16 protein-coding genes are annotated in these 16,255 nt (G+C 71.8%); 7 read left to right on the top strand and 9 right to left on the bottom strand.

All coding sequences use genetic code 11. The features are described from left to right. Positions 1-153: 153 nt before the first annotated feature. Positions 154-2,304, bottom strand: coding sequence for a bifunctional glycosyltransferase 87/phosphatase PAP2 family protein (locus ABZ842_RS32435; protein ID WP_361545002.1), 2,151 nt, complete (start codon positions 2,302-2,304; stop codon positions 154-156). 319 nt (positions 2,305-2,623) lie between these two features. Here ABZ842_RS32435 and ABZ842_RS32430 point away from each other — a divergent pair, with 319 nt between their 5' ends. Continuing rightward, positions 2,624-3,313 carry an O-methyltransferase gene (locus ABZ842_RS32430; protein ID WP_361544999.1) on the top strand — a complete coding sequence of 230 codons (690 nt, stop codon included), beginning with the start codon at positions 2,624-2,626 and terminating at the stop codon, positions 3,311-3,313. A gap of 15 nt (positions 3,314-3,328) precedes the next feature. Here ABZ842_RS32430 and ABZ842_RS32425 read toward each other — a convergent pair whose 3' ends face one another. After that, a complete protein-coding gene (locus tag ABZ842_RS32425) occupies positions 3,329-3,736 on the bottom strand; it encodes a DUF3291 domain-containing protein (RefSeq protein ID WP_361544996.1) in 408 nt (135 codons plus the stop codon). Positions 3,737-3,887: 151 nt separating this feature from the next. Here ABZ842_RS32425 and ABZ842_RS32420 point away from each other — a divergent pair, with 151 nt between their 5' ends. Beyond that, positions 3,888-4,235, top strand: a complete 348-nt coding sequence (locus tag ABZ842_RS32420) for an antibiotic biosynthesis monooxygenase (protein WP_361544993.1) — start codon at positions 3,888-3,890, stop codon at positions 4,233-4,235. 271 nt (positions 4,236-4,506) lie between these two features. On the opposite strand, the gene ABZ842_RS32415 is transcribed toward ABZ842_RS32420, so the two are convergent. Both ABZ842_RS32415 and ABZ842_RS32410 read right to left on the bottom strand, forming a co-directional pair. Next, positions 4,507-5,064, bottom strand: a complete 558-nt coding sequence (locus tag ABZ842_RS32415) for a dihydrofolate reductase family protein (protein ID WP_361544990.1) — start codon at positions 5,062-5,064, stop codon at positions 4,507-4,509. 123 nt (positions 5,065-5,187) lie between these two features. After that, entirely contained in the window at positions 5,188-7,338 is a 2,151-nt protein-coding gene (locus tag ABZ842_RS32410) for an MFS transporter (RefSeq protein ID WP_361544987.1), read from the bottom strand. A gap of 220 nt (positions 7,339-7,558) precedes the next feature. On the opposite strand from ABZ842_RS32410, the gene ABZ842_RS32405 reads away from it, so the two are divergent. Next, a complete protein-coding gene (locus ABZ842_RS32405) occupies positions 7,559-8,218 on the top strand; it encodes an HAD-IA family hydrolase (protein ID WP_361544984.1) in 660 nt (219 codons plus the stop codon). Between the two features lie 163 nt (positions 8,219-8,381). Here ABZ842_RS32405 and ABZ842_RS32400 read toward each other — a convergent pair whose 3' ends face one another. Then, entirely contained in the window at positions 8,382-8,966 is a 585-nt protein-coding gene (locus ABZ842_RS32400) for a TMEM165/GDT1 family protein (protein ID WP_361544981.1), read from the bottom strand. A gap of 354 nt (positions 8,967-9,320) precedes the next feature. Then, entirely contained in the window at positions 9,321-10,055 is a 735-nt protein-coding gene (locus tag ABZ842_RS32395; RefSeq protein WP_361544978.1) for an ABC transporter permease, read from the bottom strand. Between the two features lie 281 nt (positions 10,056-10,336). On the opposite strand from ABZ842_RS32395, the gene ABZ842_RS32390 reads away from it, so the two are divergent. Both ABZ842_RS32390 and ABZ842_RS32385 read left to right on the top strand, forming a co-directional pair. Beyond that, positions 10,337-11,098, top strand: a complete 762-nt coding sequence (locus ABZ842_RS32390) for an HNH endonuclease family protein (protein WP_361544975.1) — start codon at positions 10,337-10,339, stop codon at positions 11,096-11,098. 118 nt (positions 11,099-11,216) lie between these two features. Beyond that, a complete protein-coding gene (locus ABZ842_RS32385; RefSeq protein ID WP_361544973.1) occupies positions 11,217-12,956 on the top strand; it encodes an alkaline phosphatase D family protein in 1,740 nt (579 codons plus the stop codon). A gap of 104 nt (positions 12,957-13,060) precedes the next feature. Here the strand turns inward: ABZ842_RS32385 and ABZ842_RS32380 are convergent, their stop codons facing one another. Then, the gene (locus ABZ842_RS32380; protein WP_361544970.1) at positions 13,061-13,204 is read right to left on the bottom strand and encodes a hypothetical protein; all 144 of its coding nucleotides are present in this window, start codon (positions 13,202-13,204) and stop codon (positions 13,061-13,063) included. A 33-nt stretch (positions 13,205-13,237) separates the two neighbouring features. Here ABZ842_RS32380 and ABZ842_RS32375 point away from each other — a divergent pair, with 33 nt between their 5' ends. Both ABZ842_RS32375 and ABZ842_RS32370 read left to right on the top strand, forming a co-directional pair. Beyond that, positions 13,238-13,720, top strand: a complete 483-nt coding sequence (locus ABZ842_RS32375) for a DoxX family protein (RefSeq protein ID WP_361544967.1) — start codon at positions 13,238-13,240, stop codon at positions 13,718-13,720. Between the two features lie 404 nt (positions 13,721-14,124). Further along, on the top strand, positions 14,125-14,769 hold the full coding sequence (locus tag ABZ842_RS32370) for a VTT domain-containing protein (protein ID WP_361544964.1): 645 nt from the start codon (positions 14,125-14,127) through the stop codon (positions 14,767-14,769). 72 nt (positions 14,770-14,841) lie between these two features. Here ABZ842_RS32370 and ABZ842_RS32365 read toward each other — a convergent pair whose 3' ends face one another. Together ABZ842_RS32365 and ABZ842_RS32360 are read right to left on the bottom strand one after the other, a co-directional pair. After that, positions 14,842-15,093: a DUF2277 domain-containing protein gene (locus ABZ842_RS32365; RefSeq protein ID WP_361544961.1), complete on the bottom strand. Its 252-nt coding sequence runs from the start codon at positions 15,091-15,093 to the stop codon at positions 14,842-14,844. Between the two features lie 88 nt (positions 15,094-15,181). Then, complete coding sequence (locus tag ABZ842_RS32360; protein WP_361544959.1) at positions 15,182-15,628, bottom strand: protein-tyrosine phosphatase family protein; 447 nt, start codon at positions 15,626-15,628, stop codon at positions 15,182-15,184. Between the last annotated feature and the right edge of the window lie 627 nt (positions 15,629-16,255).

Genomic DNA, 16,255 nt, shown 5'->3' with positions numbered 1-16,255 from the left:
ACAACGCCCCCGAGTGGCGGAACGCGGCGTGCTGAAGGATCCTGACGTCACGCGGCGATCCACCCCGGGGGGCACGGGCGGCATACCGTCCGTGTCCTCCGGGGCCGTTGCAATGCTCCCGTGCCTCCGGTGTTCCGGGTACGAGCGGGCCGGCTACTTCGGCGCCGCCGGTGCGACGGGCTCGGCCGCGCCCCCGCTCGACGCGTCCGGAGCGTCCGACGCGTCCATCTCATTCGACGGGCCCGACGAAGCCGGCGCGTCCTCGGACTTGCGCGCCGCCGGGACCGTACCCGCACCCGCGCCCGCACCCGTAGTCGCGCTCGTATCCACGCCCACCGTCGGCTTCGGTGTCGCGCCGGCGCCGCGCGGCAGCAGGTGCCGGCGGCCGGACAGGACGTACGTCAGGGCGAAGCCCGCGCCGACGACGACCGCGCCGCCGACCGCGTCGAGCAGCCAGTGGTTCGCCGACGCCACGATCACGTACAGCGTGATCAGCGGGTGGATCAGGCCCAGCGCCTTCATCCACATCTTCGGCGCGAGCACCACCACCACGACCCCGCACCACAGCGACCAGCCGAAGTGCAGCGACGGCATCGCCGCGTACTGGTTGGTGACGGCGGTCAGCGCGCCGAAGTCCGGGTTCGTGAGGTCCTGCGGGCCGTGCACGAGGTCCGTGAAGCCCATGCCGGGCATCAGGCGCGGCGGGGCCAGCGGATAGAGCCAGAAGCCCACCAGGGCGAGCACCGTGGCGAAGGCCAGCGAGGCGCGCGCCCAGCGGTAGTCCGTCGGCCGCCAGATGTAGAGGATCGCGAGGATCGTCAGCGGCACCGGGAAGTGGAACGAGGTGTAGTAGAAGGCGAGGAAGTCCGTCAGCCACTCCGACTTCGCCGCAGCCTCGTTGATCGCCAGCTCGACGTCGATGCCGATCGCCTGCTCGATGGAGGAGATCTGCCGCCCGTGCGCCTCGGCGTCCGCGGTCGACGCGGTCGCGGCGAGTCGGATCTTGGAGTAGATGGAGTAGCCGACGCGGATCGCCAGCAGCTCCAGCAGCAGGTTGGGGCGGCTGAGCGCACGCCGCCACACCGGCAGCAGCGGGACCCAGCTCCAGCGGGAGGCGACGGGGGTGGCGTACTCGGTCGGCACCGGCTTGCGGAAGTGCGGGTCGGTGCGGGAGAGGAAGGGCACCACACAGGCGGCGCAGAGCGCGGCGATGAGGACGGCGTTGTCCCGCACGGTGTCCAGGAACGCCATGTTCGGCAGCAGCATCTTGCCCGGCAGGGTCATCGCGAGGACGACGAAGACGGGCCACAGCAGGCGGTCGGCGGCCTTGCGGCCGACCCGTCCGACGACCGCGAGCAGCACCCACAGGAGCTGGTGCTGCCAGGTGGTGGGCGATATGGCGACGGCGACGCAGCCGGTGACGGCGACGGCGAGCAGGAGCTGGCCGTCCTTGGCGTAGCGGATCGCGCGGCCCAGGCCGAACCAGGCGACGAGCGCGGCGAGGCTCAGATAGAGGGCGATCTCCAGCGGGCCTTCCAGCCCGAAGCGGAGCAGGGCGCCGTGCAGGGACTGGTTGGCGAGGCTGTCCGCGCTGTTGCCTAGGCCCGCGCCCACGGCGTGGTGGATCCAGTACGTCCAGGAGTCGCCGGGCATCGCGGCCCAGGCCAGGGCCGTACAGGCGGCGAAGGTGGCGGCGGTGCTGACGGCCGCGCGTCTGCGTCCGGTGAACCAGAGCAGCGGGATGAACAGGAGCACGGTGGGCTGGAGGGCCGCGCCGATGCCGATGAGGACGCCGGAGGCCCGTTCGCCGCGGACGACGAGGGCGCCGACGAGGACCAGCAGCACCGGGATGATGCTGGTCTGCCCCAGGTAGAAGCTGTTGCGCACCGGGAGGGAGAGCATCAGCAGGCTGATGGCGATGGGCGCGGCGAGGAGCTGCGTGCGGCGCGATGCGGGGCCGGGCACGGAGCGGGCCGCCACCAGGCCGATCCCGACGACCAGCAGCAGCGTGGCGAAGGTCCAGGCGACGCCCAGGCTCTGCTCGGCGGAGCGGGTGAGCGGCTTGAGCACCAGACCGGCGAAGGGCGTGCCGGTGAACTTGTCCGTGTCGTACAGCGAGCCGTTCACGTGCAGGACGCCGTCGGGACCGATCCAGGTCTCCAGGTCCATCAGCCGCTCGCCGGGCGGCTGGCGCAGCACAGCCGCCAGCTGCCGTATTGCGAGGACGGCGGCCACGAGCCAGAGCGCGGCCCTCGCCGCGCTCGTCTTCGTGGCGGTCCCCCTCGCCGCATCACTCCCGCGCACGCTGTGCTCCGCGTTCGCCACGTCGCGCCGCGCCTCCCCTACATCCCGTTTTGCCTGTTGATCCGGTCGCCCGGGCCGTCACCGACCGGTGAAAACCTGGTGAAGCCCCTGAGAAGCCTCGCATTGCCCGCTGAAAGAGACTCGGGCAACCCCCTCTTTGCCTGACTGTCGCCCGGTTTTGTTCGGATGTCCGGCCAGATACGTGCGGAGGGCACGTCCGGGAACATACAAGAACGAGCGCTCGGGCACCCGTGCGTTCCACCCTGGGATCGCGCCGCGATGACCCACCGAACGGGCCCGGTCGGCATAGGTTGGGCGGATGACCGAGGAAAACCGTCAGGACCCACAGCAGCTCTGGAACGCCGTCGACGGCTATGTGAACGAGCGGCTCGTTCCGGCCGACGACGCACTCACGGGCGCGCTCGCGGCCAGCGACGCGGCGGGGCTGCCCGCGATCGCGGTGGCGCCGAACCAGGGGAAGTTCCTGCATCTGCTGGCGCGCACGCTGGGCGCCCGTACGGTGCTGGAGATCGGCACCCTGGGCGGGTACAGCACGATCTGGCTGGCCAGGGCGCTGCCGTCGGGCGGGCGGCTGATCTCGCTGGAGTACAGCGAGGAGCACGCGGAGGTGGCGCGGGCGAGCCTGGCCCGGGCCGGGCTCGACGCGATCGCCGAGGTGCGCACGGGGCCGGCGCTGGAGACCCTGCCCAAGCTTGAGGCGGAGCCGGGGGCGGGCCCGTTCGACCTGTTCTTCATCGACGCGGACAAGGTCAACAATCCGCGGTACGTGGAATGGGCGCTGCGGCTGTCCCGCCCGGGGAGCCTGATCGTCGTCGACAACGTGGTCCGCAGCGGGAAGATCACCGAGGAGAGCGAGGACCCGGCGGTGCGGGGCACCCGGGAGATGTTCGACGCGATCGCGCGCGAGCCGCGGCTGGACGCGACCGCGGTCCAGACGGTGGGCACGAAGGGGTACGACGGCTTCCTGCTGGCGCGGGTCGTCGACTGACGCGGCCCGCGGGCGTCACCCCGATTGGGTACGGGCGCGCTGGGCGGCGATCCGCCGCTCGGCGTCGTCCCAGGCGAGTGGCAGTTCCTCCGTCTTCACCTCCCAGAAGGTGAAGACGGAGTCCTTCATGGTGGGTGCCAGCTCGCGCATGATCCCCCGGTGCGGCTCGGCGCTGGCGAAGGCGTTCAGGGCGTCCTTGTCCTCCCAGGCGGAGAGCGTGAGGAACACCCGCTTCAGCGGGTGCGCCTGCAACGAGGCCCCGAGCGCTCCGGGCGCGCTGCGCACCTGCTTCCAGACGGCGAGCGACCTCAGGAAGAAGCGCGGGACGTCGGCGAGCGAGGCGACCTCGAACCGGGACGCCATCACGACGGCGGTGCTGCCGGGCGCGGCGGGGTTCGGCGTCGTCCAGGGAATGGTGGGCACGGTGTCCTCCTGTGACGGATCGACGGTTCCCCTCCACGATAATGGAGAGTGGCACTATCCGCTACCTGTAAAGCCGGTAGGGGTGGGCCACTCCGAGCACCCCCGCGAGGGCGCGATACGGTCGAGGTCCCTCTATGCGAAGGATGTCCTCGTGGCCAGTGTGGTGAAGATCAACGTCCTGACCGTCCCCGCGGAGCAGCGCGAGGTCCTGGAGCAGCGGTTCGCGGCCCGCGCCGGTTCGGTGGAGAGCTCCGACGGCTTCGAGTGGTTCGAGCTGCTGCGCCCGCTGGAGGGCACCGACCAGTACCTCGTCTACACCCGCTGGCGCAGCGAGGCGGACTTCGAGGCGTGGATGGCCGGCTCGATGCGCGGCGCCCACAAGCCGTCCGAGGGCGAGGGCGACGGTGGCGAGAAGCCGAAGCCCGCGGCGACCGGCTCGACGCTCTGGTCGTTCGAGGTCGTCCAGTCCACCGGCCCCAAGGCGTCGGACGCGAGCTGAGGCGCTGCGCCTTCCGTTTTGACGGGTGGAGGCCCCGGTCACCGCGAGTGTGAGTGGGTGCTGACCGGGGCAGGGGAACGGGGCGACCAAGCCCGCTCCCCTGCCACGTTCGTGGCAGGCATCAAGCACGGCACGGCCTGACGACCGACACCGCAACACCGCAACACCGCAACACCGCAACACCGCAACACCGCAAGGGTGCCCCGCCGAGTCCCGTTCTCCGGCTCGATGGGCACCCTTTGCGCTTGCCCGCGCGCAGCGCACCCGCGGTTCAGCGGGTGCGGTAGTGCGCGTATATCAGTCCGCTGGCGAAGGCGCGTTGCTCGACCAGGTCGAGGTCGAGGCGCACGTAGTCGGGGAAGAACCGCTTGCCGCCGCCGACCACGCTCGTGGTGATGAACATGTGGTACTCGTCCACCAGGCCGGCCGCGATCGCCTGGGCCGCCAGGTTGGGGCCGTCGACTGTGAGGTCACTGTCGGCCTCGGCCTTGAGCTTGCGCACCGCGTCCGGGTCGAAGCTGCGCTCGATCCTGGTCTTCGCGCTGGACACCGAGTCGAGCGTCGTGGAGTACACGACCTTCTCCGCGGCCTGCCAGTCGCTGGCGTACTGGAGGATGTGCGGCGGCTGGTCGGGCTCGTTGTGCGCGGTCTCCCAGTAGAGCATCGTCTCGTACATCCGGCGGCCGTAGAGGTAGGTGCCGACGGGGCGGAAGAGGTCGTTGATGAACGTGTGCACCTCCTCGTCGTCGGCCCCGGTGCCGAGGCCGCCCTCCGCCGCCTCCGCGTAGCCGTCGAGCGAGGTGATCATCGAGTAGATGAGCTTTGCCATGCGTCTCCCTACAGGTACGGGCCCGTCAGCCGGTGATCGGTCCCGCAGGTGATGACCTTCGCACGACCTGGAACTCATCGGTCGGCCGGGCGGTGCGGCACTGGGAGGCTGCCGCGCCGCGGTTCAGTCGCCCCTGCCCGGCGGCGCGTGGTCGCCGCGGGCGCGGCCGTGGCCGTTGGGGCGTTCCTGGTCGGAGCCGCACAGCTCCGCGTTCAGCTCCTCCACCAACTGCACGAGGTCGGTGGGGCGGTCGGGGCCCCACCAGTCGCCCAGGAGCTCGGCCAGTGATTCCTCGCGCGCCTTCGCGAGGTGTACCGCCGTCGTCAATCCGGTCTCCGTGAGGACGAGTTGCAGCCCCTCTCGGCTGGCCAGGCCGCGTTCCTCGACCTGGCGGGCCGCGTCCGTGATCGCCCGGAGCGGTACGGGGGTGGTGTCGGCGAGCAGGGCCGGCTCCACCGTGCCGTGCCGGCGGATCCGCAGCAGGAGCCAACTCGACGCCGGGAGCAGGTCGTACCCCGCCCGCGCGGTGATCTTCTCGTAGATCTGGCGCCGGCCCTCGCGCGAGCCGAGCACGGAGAGCGCGCGCGCCGCCTCCTCGCGGGAGGAGCGCTCCACCGGGTTGGACGCCAGGGTCTGGCTGGTGTCGGGCGCGGTGACCGAGCCGCGGAGGCGGTCCTCCTTGAGGAACCAGGACACGGCGAAGGCGAGGAGCACGACGGGCACGGCGTACAGGAAGACGTCGGTGATGGCGGAGGCGAAGGCGTGCACGACCGACCCGCGCAGCGCCGGCGGGAGTTTGGCGATCGCCTGCGGGTCGGCGGCGAGGGCGCCGGCGTCGGCGCCCGGTGGCACGGGGCGCCCGGCGAGCGCGCTGGCGAGGCGGTCCTTGAGGCCGTTCGCGAAGATCGTGCCGAAGACGGCGACGCCGAAGGACGCTCCGATGGAGCGGAAGAACGTGGCGCCGGAGGTGGCCACGCCCAGGTCCTCGTACCGGACGGAGTTCTGCACGACCAGGACGAGCACCTGCATGACCAGGCCGAGGCCGAAGCCGAAGACGAAGAAGCTGGCGCTCATCTGCCAGGTGGAGCTGTTCTCGGTGAGGCGGTGGAGCAGCACCAGCCCGATCGCGGTGATCCCGGTGCCGAGGATGGGGAAGACCTTCCAGCGGCCGGTGCGGCTGACGAGTTGCCCGGACGCGGTGGAGGCGATCAGCAGCCCGAGCACCATCGGCAGCATGTACACGCCCGAAAGGGTCGGTGAGATGCCCCGTACGACCTGGAGGAACGTCGGCAGGAAGGTCATCGCGCCGAACATCGCGAAGCCGATGATGAAGCTGATCAGGGAGACGAGCGTGAAGGTGCGGAGCCGGAAGAGGTGCGGCGGCAGCACGGGCTCGGCTGCCCGGCGTTCGACGAGGACGAAGAAGACGAGCAGGACGCCGCCGAGCACGGCGAGGCCGATGATCTGGGCCGAGCCCCAGGGCCAGGTGGTGCCGCCGAGGGAGGCGACCAGCACGAGGCAGGTGGCGACCGAGGCGATGAGGAAGGTGCCGAGGTAGTCGATGGTGTGCCGGGTGGAGCGGGCCGGGATGTGCAGGACCGCGGCGATCACCAGGAGCGCGACGACGCCGATGGGCAGGTTGATGTAGAAGACCCAGCGCCAGGTCAGGTGCTCGGTGAAGAAGCCGCCGAGGAGCGGCCCGAGCACGCTGCTCGCGCCGAAGACGCCGCCGAAGAGCCCTTGGTATCGGCCGCGCTCGCGCGGGGAGACGATGTCGCCCACGATCGCCATGGACAGCACCATCAGCCCGCCGCCGCCTAGGCCCTGGAGCGCGCGGAAGCCGATGAGCTGCGCCATGTTCTGGGCGATGCCACACAGCGCGGAGCCGATCAGGAAGATGACGATGGCGGTCTGGAAGAGCTTCTTGCGGCCGTACTGGTCGCCGAGCTTGCCCCACAGGGGGGTCGCGGCGGTGGAGGCGAGGAGGTACGCGGTCACCACCCACGACAGGTGCTCCAGGCCGCCCAGTTCGCTGACGATGGTGGGCAGCGCGGTGGAGACGATGGTCTGGTCGAGCGCCGCGAGGAGCATGCCGAGCAGCAACGCGCCGATGGCGGCGAGCACGGCCCGCCGGTCCTGGCCCTCACCGGGCTCGGCGTGCGCCGGGGCCAGGGTCGCGCCCGGGGTTCCGCCCCTGGAGGCTCCCCCCTTCGGTCCCCCGTCCGCCCGCGCCCCGTCGTCCTGGGCGCTGCCAGCCTCTTCTCCCTGGGCCATACCGGTCTCCTCGCATCCGGCTACGTCCGGAATGCTTCTATCCTGGGGCGTTTGTCCCGGTACGGCCTGCGGAGACGTCGAGGAAGTGGGCTGGCGTTCACTGCACCCGCTTTGTATGCTCATTAAACAAAAGTGGCTCCGCCCGTCTCCCTGACCGGTGGGCGGAGCCACTCTTGTGCGCTTCGCGCCGTCTCACCCTCACCTGCTCCAGGAGTACGCCATGCAGGCCAGCACGCTCACCGCCCGCGCCCTCCTCCTCGACATGGACGGCACCCTCGTGAATTCCGACGCGGTCGTGGAACGCGTCTGGCGGAGATGGGCCGTCGCCCAGGGGCTCGACCCGGAGGAGACCCTGAAGGTGGTGCACGGGCGCCAGGGGCACGCGACGATGGCGGAGCTGCTGCCGGACCGGCCCATGGAGCAGAACATCGCCGAGAACGCCGACATGCTCGCGCAGGAGACCGCCGATCTGGACGGCGTGGTGCCGGTGCCCGGCGCGCCCGCGTTCCTCGCCGGCATCGCGGAGCTGCCGCACGCGCTGGTCACCTCCGCGGACGCGGCGCTCGCCGAGGCGCGGATGGGCGCGGCCGGGCTGCCGCTGCCGGCCGTGCGCGTCACCGCGGAGTCGGTCGGGGCGAGCAAGCCCGACCCGGAGGGCTTCCTCAAGGGCGCGGCGGAGCTGGGCTTCTCGCCCGCGGAGTGCGTGGCCTTCGAGGACTCGGAGGCGGGGATCGCCGCGGCGCGGGCGGCGGGCTCGCGCGTCGTCGGGATAGGTCCGCGCGCCGCGGCCTACGCGCCCGACCTGCACGTGGACGACCTCACCCAGCTTGAGGTCACGGCGGACCGGCAGGGGCGGATCCTGCTGACGCGCGCCGGCTGACGTCCCTCTCGTACACACCACTCGTACGCACTCGGGCCCGGTCGAGCGACGGACCGGGCCCGACCGTCACTCGACCGGGCCCGGTTGGCGTACGTACGGACGTCGGCCCGTACGGGGGGGGCGCCTGCGGGCGTCAGCCCGTACGGGGGGGCACCTGCGGACGTCAGCCCGTGACCGCCTCGTAGAAGCTGAACCCGGCGAGCACCAGCATCAGCCCCGCCGCGATCTTGGTGATCAGCTTCAGCGGCACGTACTTCATCAGGGTCCGGCCGCCCAGAATGCCGAGGCCGGCGACCGCCCACAGCGCGAGGACCGCCCCGAGGCCGACCGACAGCGGGTTGTCGTACCGCGCGGCGAGGTTCGCCGTCATGATCTGCGTCAGGTCGCCGAACTCGGCCACCAGGATCAGCATGAAGCCCGCGCCGGAGACCTTCCAGAAGGACTGGTCCTCGGGCGCCTTGATGTTCTCCTCGCCGTCGTCGGACTTCCGCAGCAGCAGCACCAGCGCGCCCGCCAGGAACAGCGCGCCCACCACGCCCTGCACCAACCGGTGCGGCAGCAGGGTCAGCACGCTGCCAGCGGCGATCGCGAGCGCCACGTGGACGGCGAAGGCGGCGGCGACGCCGGCGAAGACGTAACTGGCGCGGTAGCGCGTCCCGAGCATCAGCCCGGCGAGCGCGGTCTTGTCGGGGAGTTCGGCCAGGAAGACGACGCCGAAGGTGATCGCCATGACGGTGAAGCTGATCACGGGTGGTTTCCTCAATCGGTCGGGCTGTCCGTACCGAGAGACCGCGGTCCCCGGCCCATTCGGACCGGCGTTCCCGTGAAAAGGGGTCGCTTCGGCACGGCAGCGTCAATGGAACACTGCGGCCGAAGGTCTCGCTGGCCGACCTGAAAAGTCCGCCTCCGGGCGCCGGCCGGGCACGAGGCCCAGCAGTATGTCGACGGTCCGGCGAAGAGCTACTCCCCTTCTGCTCCGACCAGGGTACACAGGCCCGCTCCGGACCGACAGATCCGCACCGCGCCCGGGGCCCGTCCGCACCGTGGGTGCGCAGGGCGTCACGCCCGGTGCAGCCGCCCCCGCAGGTTGGCGGCGCAGGCGTTACGCCCGGTGCAGCCGCCCCCGAGCCACCAGCTCCAGCACCACCGCGACCGCAACGGCCTGCACCGCCATCAGCGCCACCAGCACGAACAGCTGCACCGCCCCCGCGAGCAGCGGCGACGCCCCGCCCAGCAGCATGCCGACGAACGCGCCGGGCAGGGTGACCAGGCCCACGGTCCGGGTCTGGTCGAGCCCGGGCAGCAGCGCGTCCGCCGCGGGCGCCCGGGCCACCTCCAGCCGGGCGTCGCGCTCCAGCAGCCCCAGCGCCAGCCCCGCCTCGACCTCGCCGTGCCGCTGCTTCAGCTCGTCGAGCGCACGCCGCCCGGCGAGCACGGTCGCGGTGAGGGCGCCGCCGATGAGGATGCCGGCGACGGGCACGAGGGCGATGCCCTTGAGCGGCACGAGCCCGGTGAGCAGCAGCGCCGCGAGGACGGGAAAGACGCCGATCGCGATCGGCACCGCCGCCCACCACCAGGTGCCGTTGGGGGTGACGCGGCGGCCCGCGGTGCGCACGGCGACGGCGTACATCAGCAGCACGAAGCAGAAGAGCAGCGGCAGCGAACGCACCACCCAGCCGATGACCAGCGAGACCGCGGCGAGCTGGGCCGCGGCGCGCACGCCGGCGACGACGATCTCCCGGGAGCGGCCCAGGTGCGCGACGGCCGCGACCGCGGCGGCCACGGCGAGGAGGACGGCGAGCACCGCGCCGAAGGTGACGTTGACGGTCAGCAGCACCCGCCAACCCTACGGCCGTACGGCCTCCGCACCCCGGTACCCCGACGATGACGCCAGTCCGACGCGCCAGCCGTCGACGCACCGGCCGGAGGCGGCCCCTGTCGGTCCGTCAGTGCGCTTCCTCGGCCCGCCCCTTGGGAGCCGGCGCACACCGTCACCCCTTGAAATGACGTGTTCATGTCGCCAGGCTGTTACTTGGCGCTCACCTCAACACCACGTGGCGCGCCCAGCATGGCCGTGCCCCGACGGCCCTGCCATCCCGTAGCGAAGGAGCTCCGCACATGTCCGCCTTCTACGCGCGTCATGCCACCACCCGTCACTCCGTGAACCAGGGCGAGCCCATGAGCCCGGCCGGCTCCATAGCCTCTGAAGAATCGATCCGCCCCGCTGCGCCCGCCGGCCGCGGCGGCACCGGGCGTCGCGTCACGGTCCTCGCCGCGGCCTCCGCCCTCGCCGTCACCGGCCTGCTGGCCACCGCCCCCGCCGCCCAGGCCGCCCCGCCCACCCCCATCAGCGCCGCCACCGCCCGCACCTACCTCGGCCAGCTCACCGAGCGCGCCGAAGGCTCGTCGGCCGGCTACAGCCGTGAGCTGTTCCCGCACTGGAGCACCCAGTCCGGCGCCTGCAACACCCGTGAGGTCGTCCTCAAGCGTGACGGCCGCAACGTCGTCCAGGACTCCTCCTGCGCCGCCGTCTCCGGCACCTGGTACTCGGAGTACGACGGGGCGACCTGGTCCGCCGCTTCGGACGTCGACATCGACCACGTCGTCGCGCTCGCCGAAGCCTGGCGCTCCGGCGCCAACTCCTGGACCACCGCGAAGCGCCAGTCGTTCGCCAACGACCTGACCCGTCCGCAGCTGATCGCGGTCACGGACAACGTCAACCAGGCGAAGTCCGACCTCGACCCGGCGGAGTGGCTGCCGCCGCGCAGCGCGTACCGCTGCACGTACGCGCGCATGTGGGTGCAGGTCAAGCACCACTACCAGCTGACCGTGGACACCGCGGAGAAGAACGCCCTCACCTCCGTGCTGAACGGCTGCTGACGGCCGCAGCCCGCGTGGCGGCCGATCGGGGGTGGACGCGCCGCCGATCGGCCCCGGAACCGGCCACCCCTCCTCCGGCGTTCCGTACCGTACGGGGGCGAAGGAGGAGGACGGCACGATGACCGGGACCCGAGCCGGGCTGCGCCTGGGGCCGCTGCTGCGGCACGTCGACTGGGAGACGGGCACCACCGCCACCGTCTGGGTGGAGACCGACCGGCCGTGCACGGCCGAGGTGCGGTGCGCGGACGGCGCGGGCGGCTCGGCGGCCACGTTCCGCGTCGAGGGCCACCACTACGCGCTGGTGACGCTCACCGGCCTCACGCCCGGCACGACCACGGCGTACGAGGTCCTGCTGGACGGCGCCCGCGTCTGGCCGCTGCCCGACTCGCGCCGCCCCGCCTCCACCATCACCGCGCCCGCCGGCCCCGCATCCGCGGACGGCACCGTTGGCACCGTCGATACGGTCGGCGCGGACGGCGTCACGGTCTCCTTCGGCTCCTGCCGCTGGGCCGCCGCGCCGCAGGACGAGCACGACCCGATCGGCCCGGACGCCCTGGCCACCCTCGCGGCGGAGCTCGCCGCCGACCCCGCTGCCGACCGTCCGGACGTACTGCTCCTCCTCGGCGACCAGGTGTACGCGGACGAGACCTCCGCGGCGACCCGGGCGTGGCTGGCGAACCGTCGCGACCTGGCCGTGGAGCCGGGCCCCGAGGTGGCCGACTACGAGGAGTACACCCGCCTCTACGACGAATCGTGGCTCGCCCCCGACGTGCGCTGGCTGCTCTCCACCGTTCCCAGCCTGATGGTCTTCGACGACCACGACGTCGTCGACGACTGGAACACCAGCGCTTCGTGGCTGGCCGAGATGCGGGCGAAGCCGTGGTGGCGGGAGCGCATCCTCAGCGGTCTGATGTCGTACTGGGTCTACCAACACCTGGGCAACCTCTCCCCCGCCGAGCTGGCGGCCGACGAACTCTTCACGGCGGTGCGGACCGCGCACGACTCCGACCGCGGCACCGCGCTGCTGCGGGAGTTCGCTGAGCGCGCCGACGCCGACCCGGCCAGCGCCCGTTGGAGCTACCGCCGCGACTTCGGCCGCACCCGGCTGCTGATGGTGGACACCCGGGCCGCGCGCGTCCTGACCGAGGAGCACCGCGCGATGCTGGACCCGGCGGAGGCCCGCTGGCTGCGCGAACAGGCCACGGCCGAGCCCGGTGCGTACGACCACCTCCTCATCGGCACCTCCCTGCCCTGGCTGCTGCCGCCGCTGGTGCACGACGCGGAGAGCTGGAACGCTGCGCTGGCGCGGGGCGTGCGCGGCCCGCGCTGGGCCCGGTTCGGAGAAGACGTGCGCCGACGGGCCGACCTGGAGCACTGGGCCGCCTTCCCCGACTCCTTCGCCGAACTCACCGAACTGATCGCGGACGTCGGTACGGGCGACGGCGCGCCGGCCACGGTGTGCGTGCTCTCCGGCGACGTGCACCACGCGTACGTCGCCGAGCCGGACTGGCGGGGCGCCGGCGAGCCGGACTCCCGGGTCTTCCAACTGACCTGCTCCCCCGTGCACAACTCCATTCCGCGCTCCATCCGTTGGGGGTTCCGCTTCGGGTGGAGCCGTACGGGGCGGCGGCTCGGCCACCTGTTGGCGCGGCACGGGCGGACGGGCCGGCCGCCGGTGCACTGGGAACGCACGGGCGGGCCGTGGTTCGGCAACCACCTGATGACGCTGACGCTGCGCGGGCGCGGGGCACGGCTGCGACTGGACCAGGCGCGCGTCGCGGGGGCGGCGGAGGCGGTCCTGGTGACGGCGGACGAACGGGACCTGACGGCGGGTCGGCGCCCGACGCCCACCGGCTGAGCCGTCCCGCACCGGCTTCCCTCCGTCAGCGCACCACAGATGAAAGTCGTATGAGAATCAGAGCAACATCGATTGTTGAACTTGCAAGCACTGGTCGCGCCTCCCTAGCGTGGGAACGGCTGAAAGAGCACCACCAGCACGAACTGCACGGCCGGCTGAGCAAGCCCTGTCCGCACAACCAGCACAACCAGCACAGTCAGCACACCCAGCGCAGTCAGCACCTCCAGCACGAACGGCAGCTCAGCCACGACAGAATTCCCCCCACTTGCAGGAGTCCCCCCATGGCCAACTCTTCGTTGACCTCCTCGCTGAACCGGTACCAGCCGTACGCGATCAGCGCCTTCCGGATCGTCGTCGGACTGCTCTTCGCCTGCCACGGCGCCGCCTCCCTCTTCGGCCTCCTCGGCGTCCCGGACAACGCGACTGTCGACGCCGGCACCTGGCCGGGCTGGTACGCGGCCGTCATCCAACTGGTCGGCGGCACCCTGGTGATGCTGGGCCTGTGGACGCGCAGCGCCGCGTTCGTATCGTCCGGCTCGATGGCGTACGCGTACTTCAAGGTCCACCAGCCCGAGGGCCTGTTCCCCATGGAGAACAGCGGGGAGGCGTCCGCGATGTTCTGCTGGGCCTTCCTGCTGCTGGTCTTCACCGGCCCCGGCGCCCTCGCGCTCGACAAGGTCTTCACCCGCGGCGCCGGCGACACCCGCAGGGACGGCGACCCCGCCGCGGAGAAGGGCCGGGCGCGGGCGACGGCCACCGCCTGACGAGCGGTGAACACCACGTGATAGGTGCCCCACACACCTAGTACCTGTCGAGACGCCACCGAGCGCCCGGACCCTCTTTGGAGGGTCCGGGCGTTCCCCGTACCCCCGGACCCCGGGTAACGTCGGCGCGACCATGGGGGTGGAAGGGACCAGGGGGTTTCCGGGCCACGGAGACACGTCCGCGGGGGCGAACGAGGCGACGCGCCGCGTACCGGACAAGAGGTGATGATCGCAACATCGGCGGCCCCCGGGTGATCTCACGGCAAATGTCACGCGTACGCTGTACAGCTGTCAGTGCCGCGAACACCGCACGTCGGATCGATGAAGTCCGTCGGATGTCGGATCCTGACCATTTCCACCACAGCGGCATTGTTCGTCACACGGGGCAACGGGGAGAGTTCAAGGTGCTGGAGAGTCTGGGGTGGCTGGCCAGCAGCCCTTGGATCTATGCGGTCGTGGCGCTCTCCGTGCTGCTGGACGTCTTCCTCCCAGTGCTGCCGAGCGGTGTCCTGGTGATCACCGCGGCCACCGCAGCCGCGGCGGGCACGACGACGGCCACCTCGGTAGCCGGACGGGTGCCCGGCGAGGTGCCCTCCCTCCTCATCCTGATCCTGTGCGCGGCCACGGCGTCCGTGCTGGGCGACCTCGTGGCGTACCGACTGGCCCGGCGCGGCGGCGACCGCTTCGACCGGGCCATCGCCCGCTCCCGCAGGCTCACCAAGGCCCAGGCCCGACTGGGCGCGACCCTCGCCAGGGGCGGCGGCGCGCTCGTGGTGATCGCCCGCTTCGCCCCGGCGGGCCGGTCCGTCGTCTCCCTGGGCGCGGGCGCGGCACAGCGCCGGGCCCGCGAGTTCCTCCCCTGGTCGGCCCTGGCGGGCGTGGCCTGGGCCGGCTACAGCGTGGGCCTCGGCTACTTCGGCGGCCAGTGGCTGGGCGCGAGCTGGGTCGGCGCGGCGGTGTCGGTGGGCGCGCTCTTCGCGGCGGGCGCGGTGGCGGCGTACGTGATGCGTCGCCGTCCGGCGCCCCAGCCGGCGACGGAAACGGCCTGAGGGCCCGAGCCCCCGGGCATCAGGCGTCAGGCGTTACGACGACGCCCGTCACGGATTGACGACTCCGCTCACTCACGAGCCCGCTGACGACCCGGCGGTCACGGTGGCCTTCGCCGCGCCCTTCACTTCGAGCTCGTCGAGGAGCCGAGCTGTCGACGCGGCTATCTCGTCCACGGCCCGGTCGAACACCTCCCGGTTGTGCGCGGCGGGCGCCCGGAAGCCGGACACTTTGCGGACGTACTGAAGCGCTGCGGCTCGGATGTCCTCCTCGGTGGCCTCGTCGGGGAGCATGGGCGGACGGAGGGTCTTGATGCTGCGACACATGCTCCCAGTGTGCCCCCGCCCACTGACAGCCGGCGGCCAGCCGGCAGCGCGCGCCGCTGACCTGCGCGAACGCTTCAGCGCACCGGCGTCAGTCAGCCCGGAAGCGTCGTACGTACCGCTTCTGCCAGGGCGTCTCGACCGCCCGCCGGTCGTAGTGCCGGCGCACGTACGCGACGGCCTCCTTCGGCTCGACCCCGTCGAGCACCGCCATGCACGCCAACGCGGTCCCGGTACGCCCCCGCCCGCCCGAGCACGCGACCTCGACCCGCTCCCGCCCGGCCCGCCCCAGCGCCACGCCCAGGACCTCCCGCGCCCTGGCCCGGTCGCGGGGCAGCCGGAAGTCGGGCCACGGCACCCAGTGGCTCTCCCAAGGAACGACGGGCGGCTCCTCCCCCAGCAAATACACCCCGAACCCCGGCTCCGGCCCCTCGACCGGCCCACGCCGCAGCCCGCGCCCCCTGACCAACCGCCCCGACGGCAACCGCAACACTCCCGGAGCGTCCGGGTCCCACGTCCCGCCCTCACCCCTGCGCATTTCGCCCCCTCCTCTGCGTTCCCGAAGCACCTCGGCGTTCGTCGACCGACGTTCGTCGACGTTCGTCGCTGGCGACGCTATCGCCACGGCACCCATCACGCTCTTCTCGCGGCGCACGAGAAGGAGACCACCGAGGGCTCCTGGGCATCTCCCGATGCTCCGTTGTTATTCGTTGGACACGCCCCCAGGGCTAACGCCTAACCTGGCCACATCACGACCTCCCGGTGCGCCGGATGCGGCTACTTCATCTCTCAAATGACCGTAACCACCGCATACCGACTCGATCTCGGGAGGCACACGCTTCAGGGGTCCCGGTGCGCAGTCGACGGGTACTTCGATTTGGGTTCGAGAAGGCCGGGTTCGACTCCCGGCGGCCGGTCTCCGGCCGTGGTGTAGCGGCAGCACGCTATATGTCCCGTCGCCGATCTGATCTCGGGTACCCCTGGAGCGCGCCGGCGGACCGCCCCAACTCATCATTTCGGTCGCGTCCTTGCGCACAAAACCGGCCATCTAATACCCCCGTGCAGCCTCCTGTGAAGACTCTGGGCAGAACCTGATTGCCCATCACAGGACGCCCCGTCAGGAACGCTAGCATTGCGTGATCCATCAACGACCCACGGGGAAGGC

Source organism: Streptomyces sp. NPDC047315 (assembly GCF_040643215.1).
Taxonomy (GTDB): Bacteria; Actinomycetota; Actinomycetes; order Streptomycetales; family Streptomycetaceae; genus Streptomyces.
Note: the sequence above shows the minus strand (reverse complement) of the source record. Positions and strands in the feature narration are given on the sequence as shown.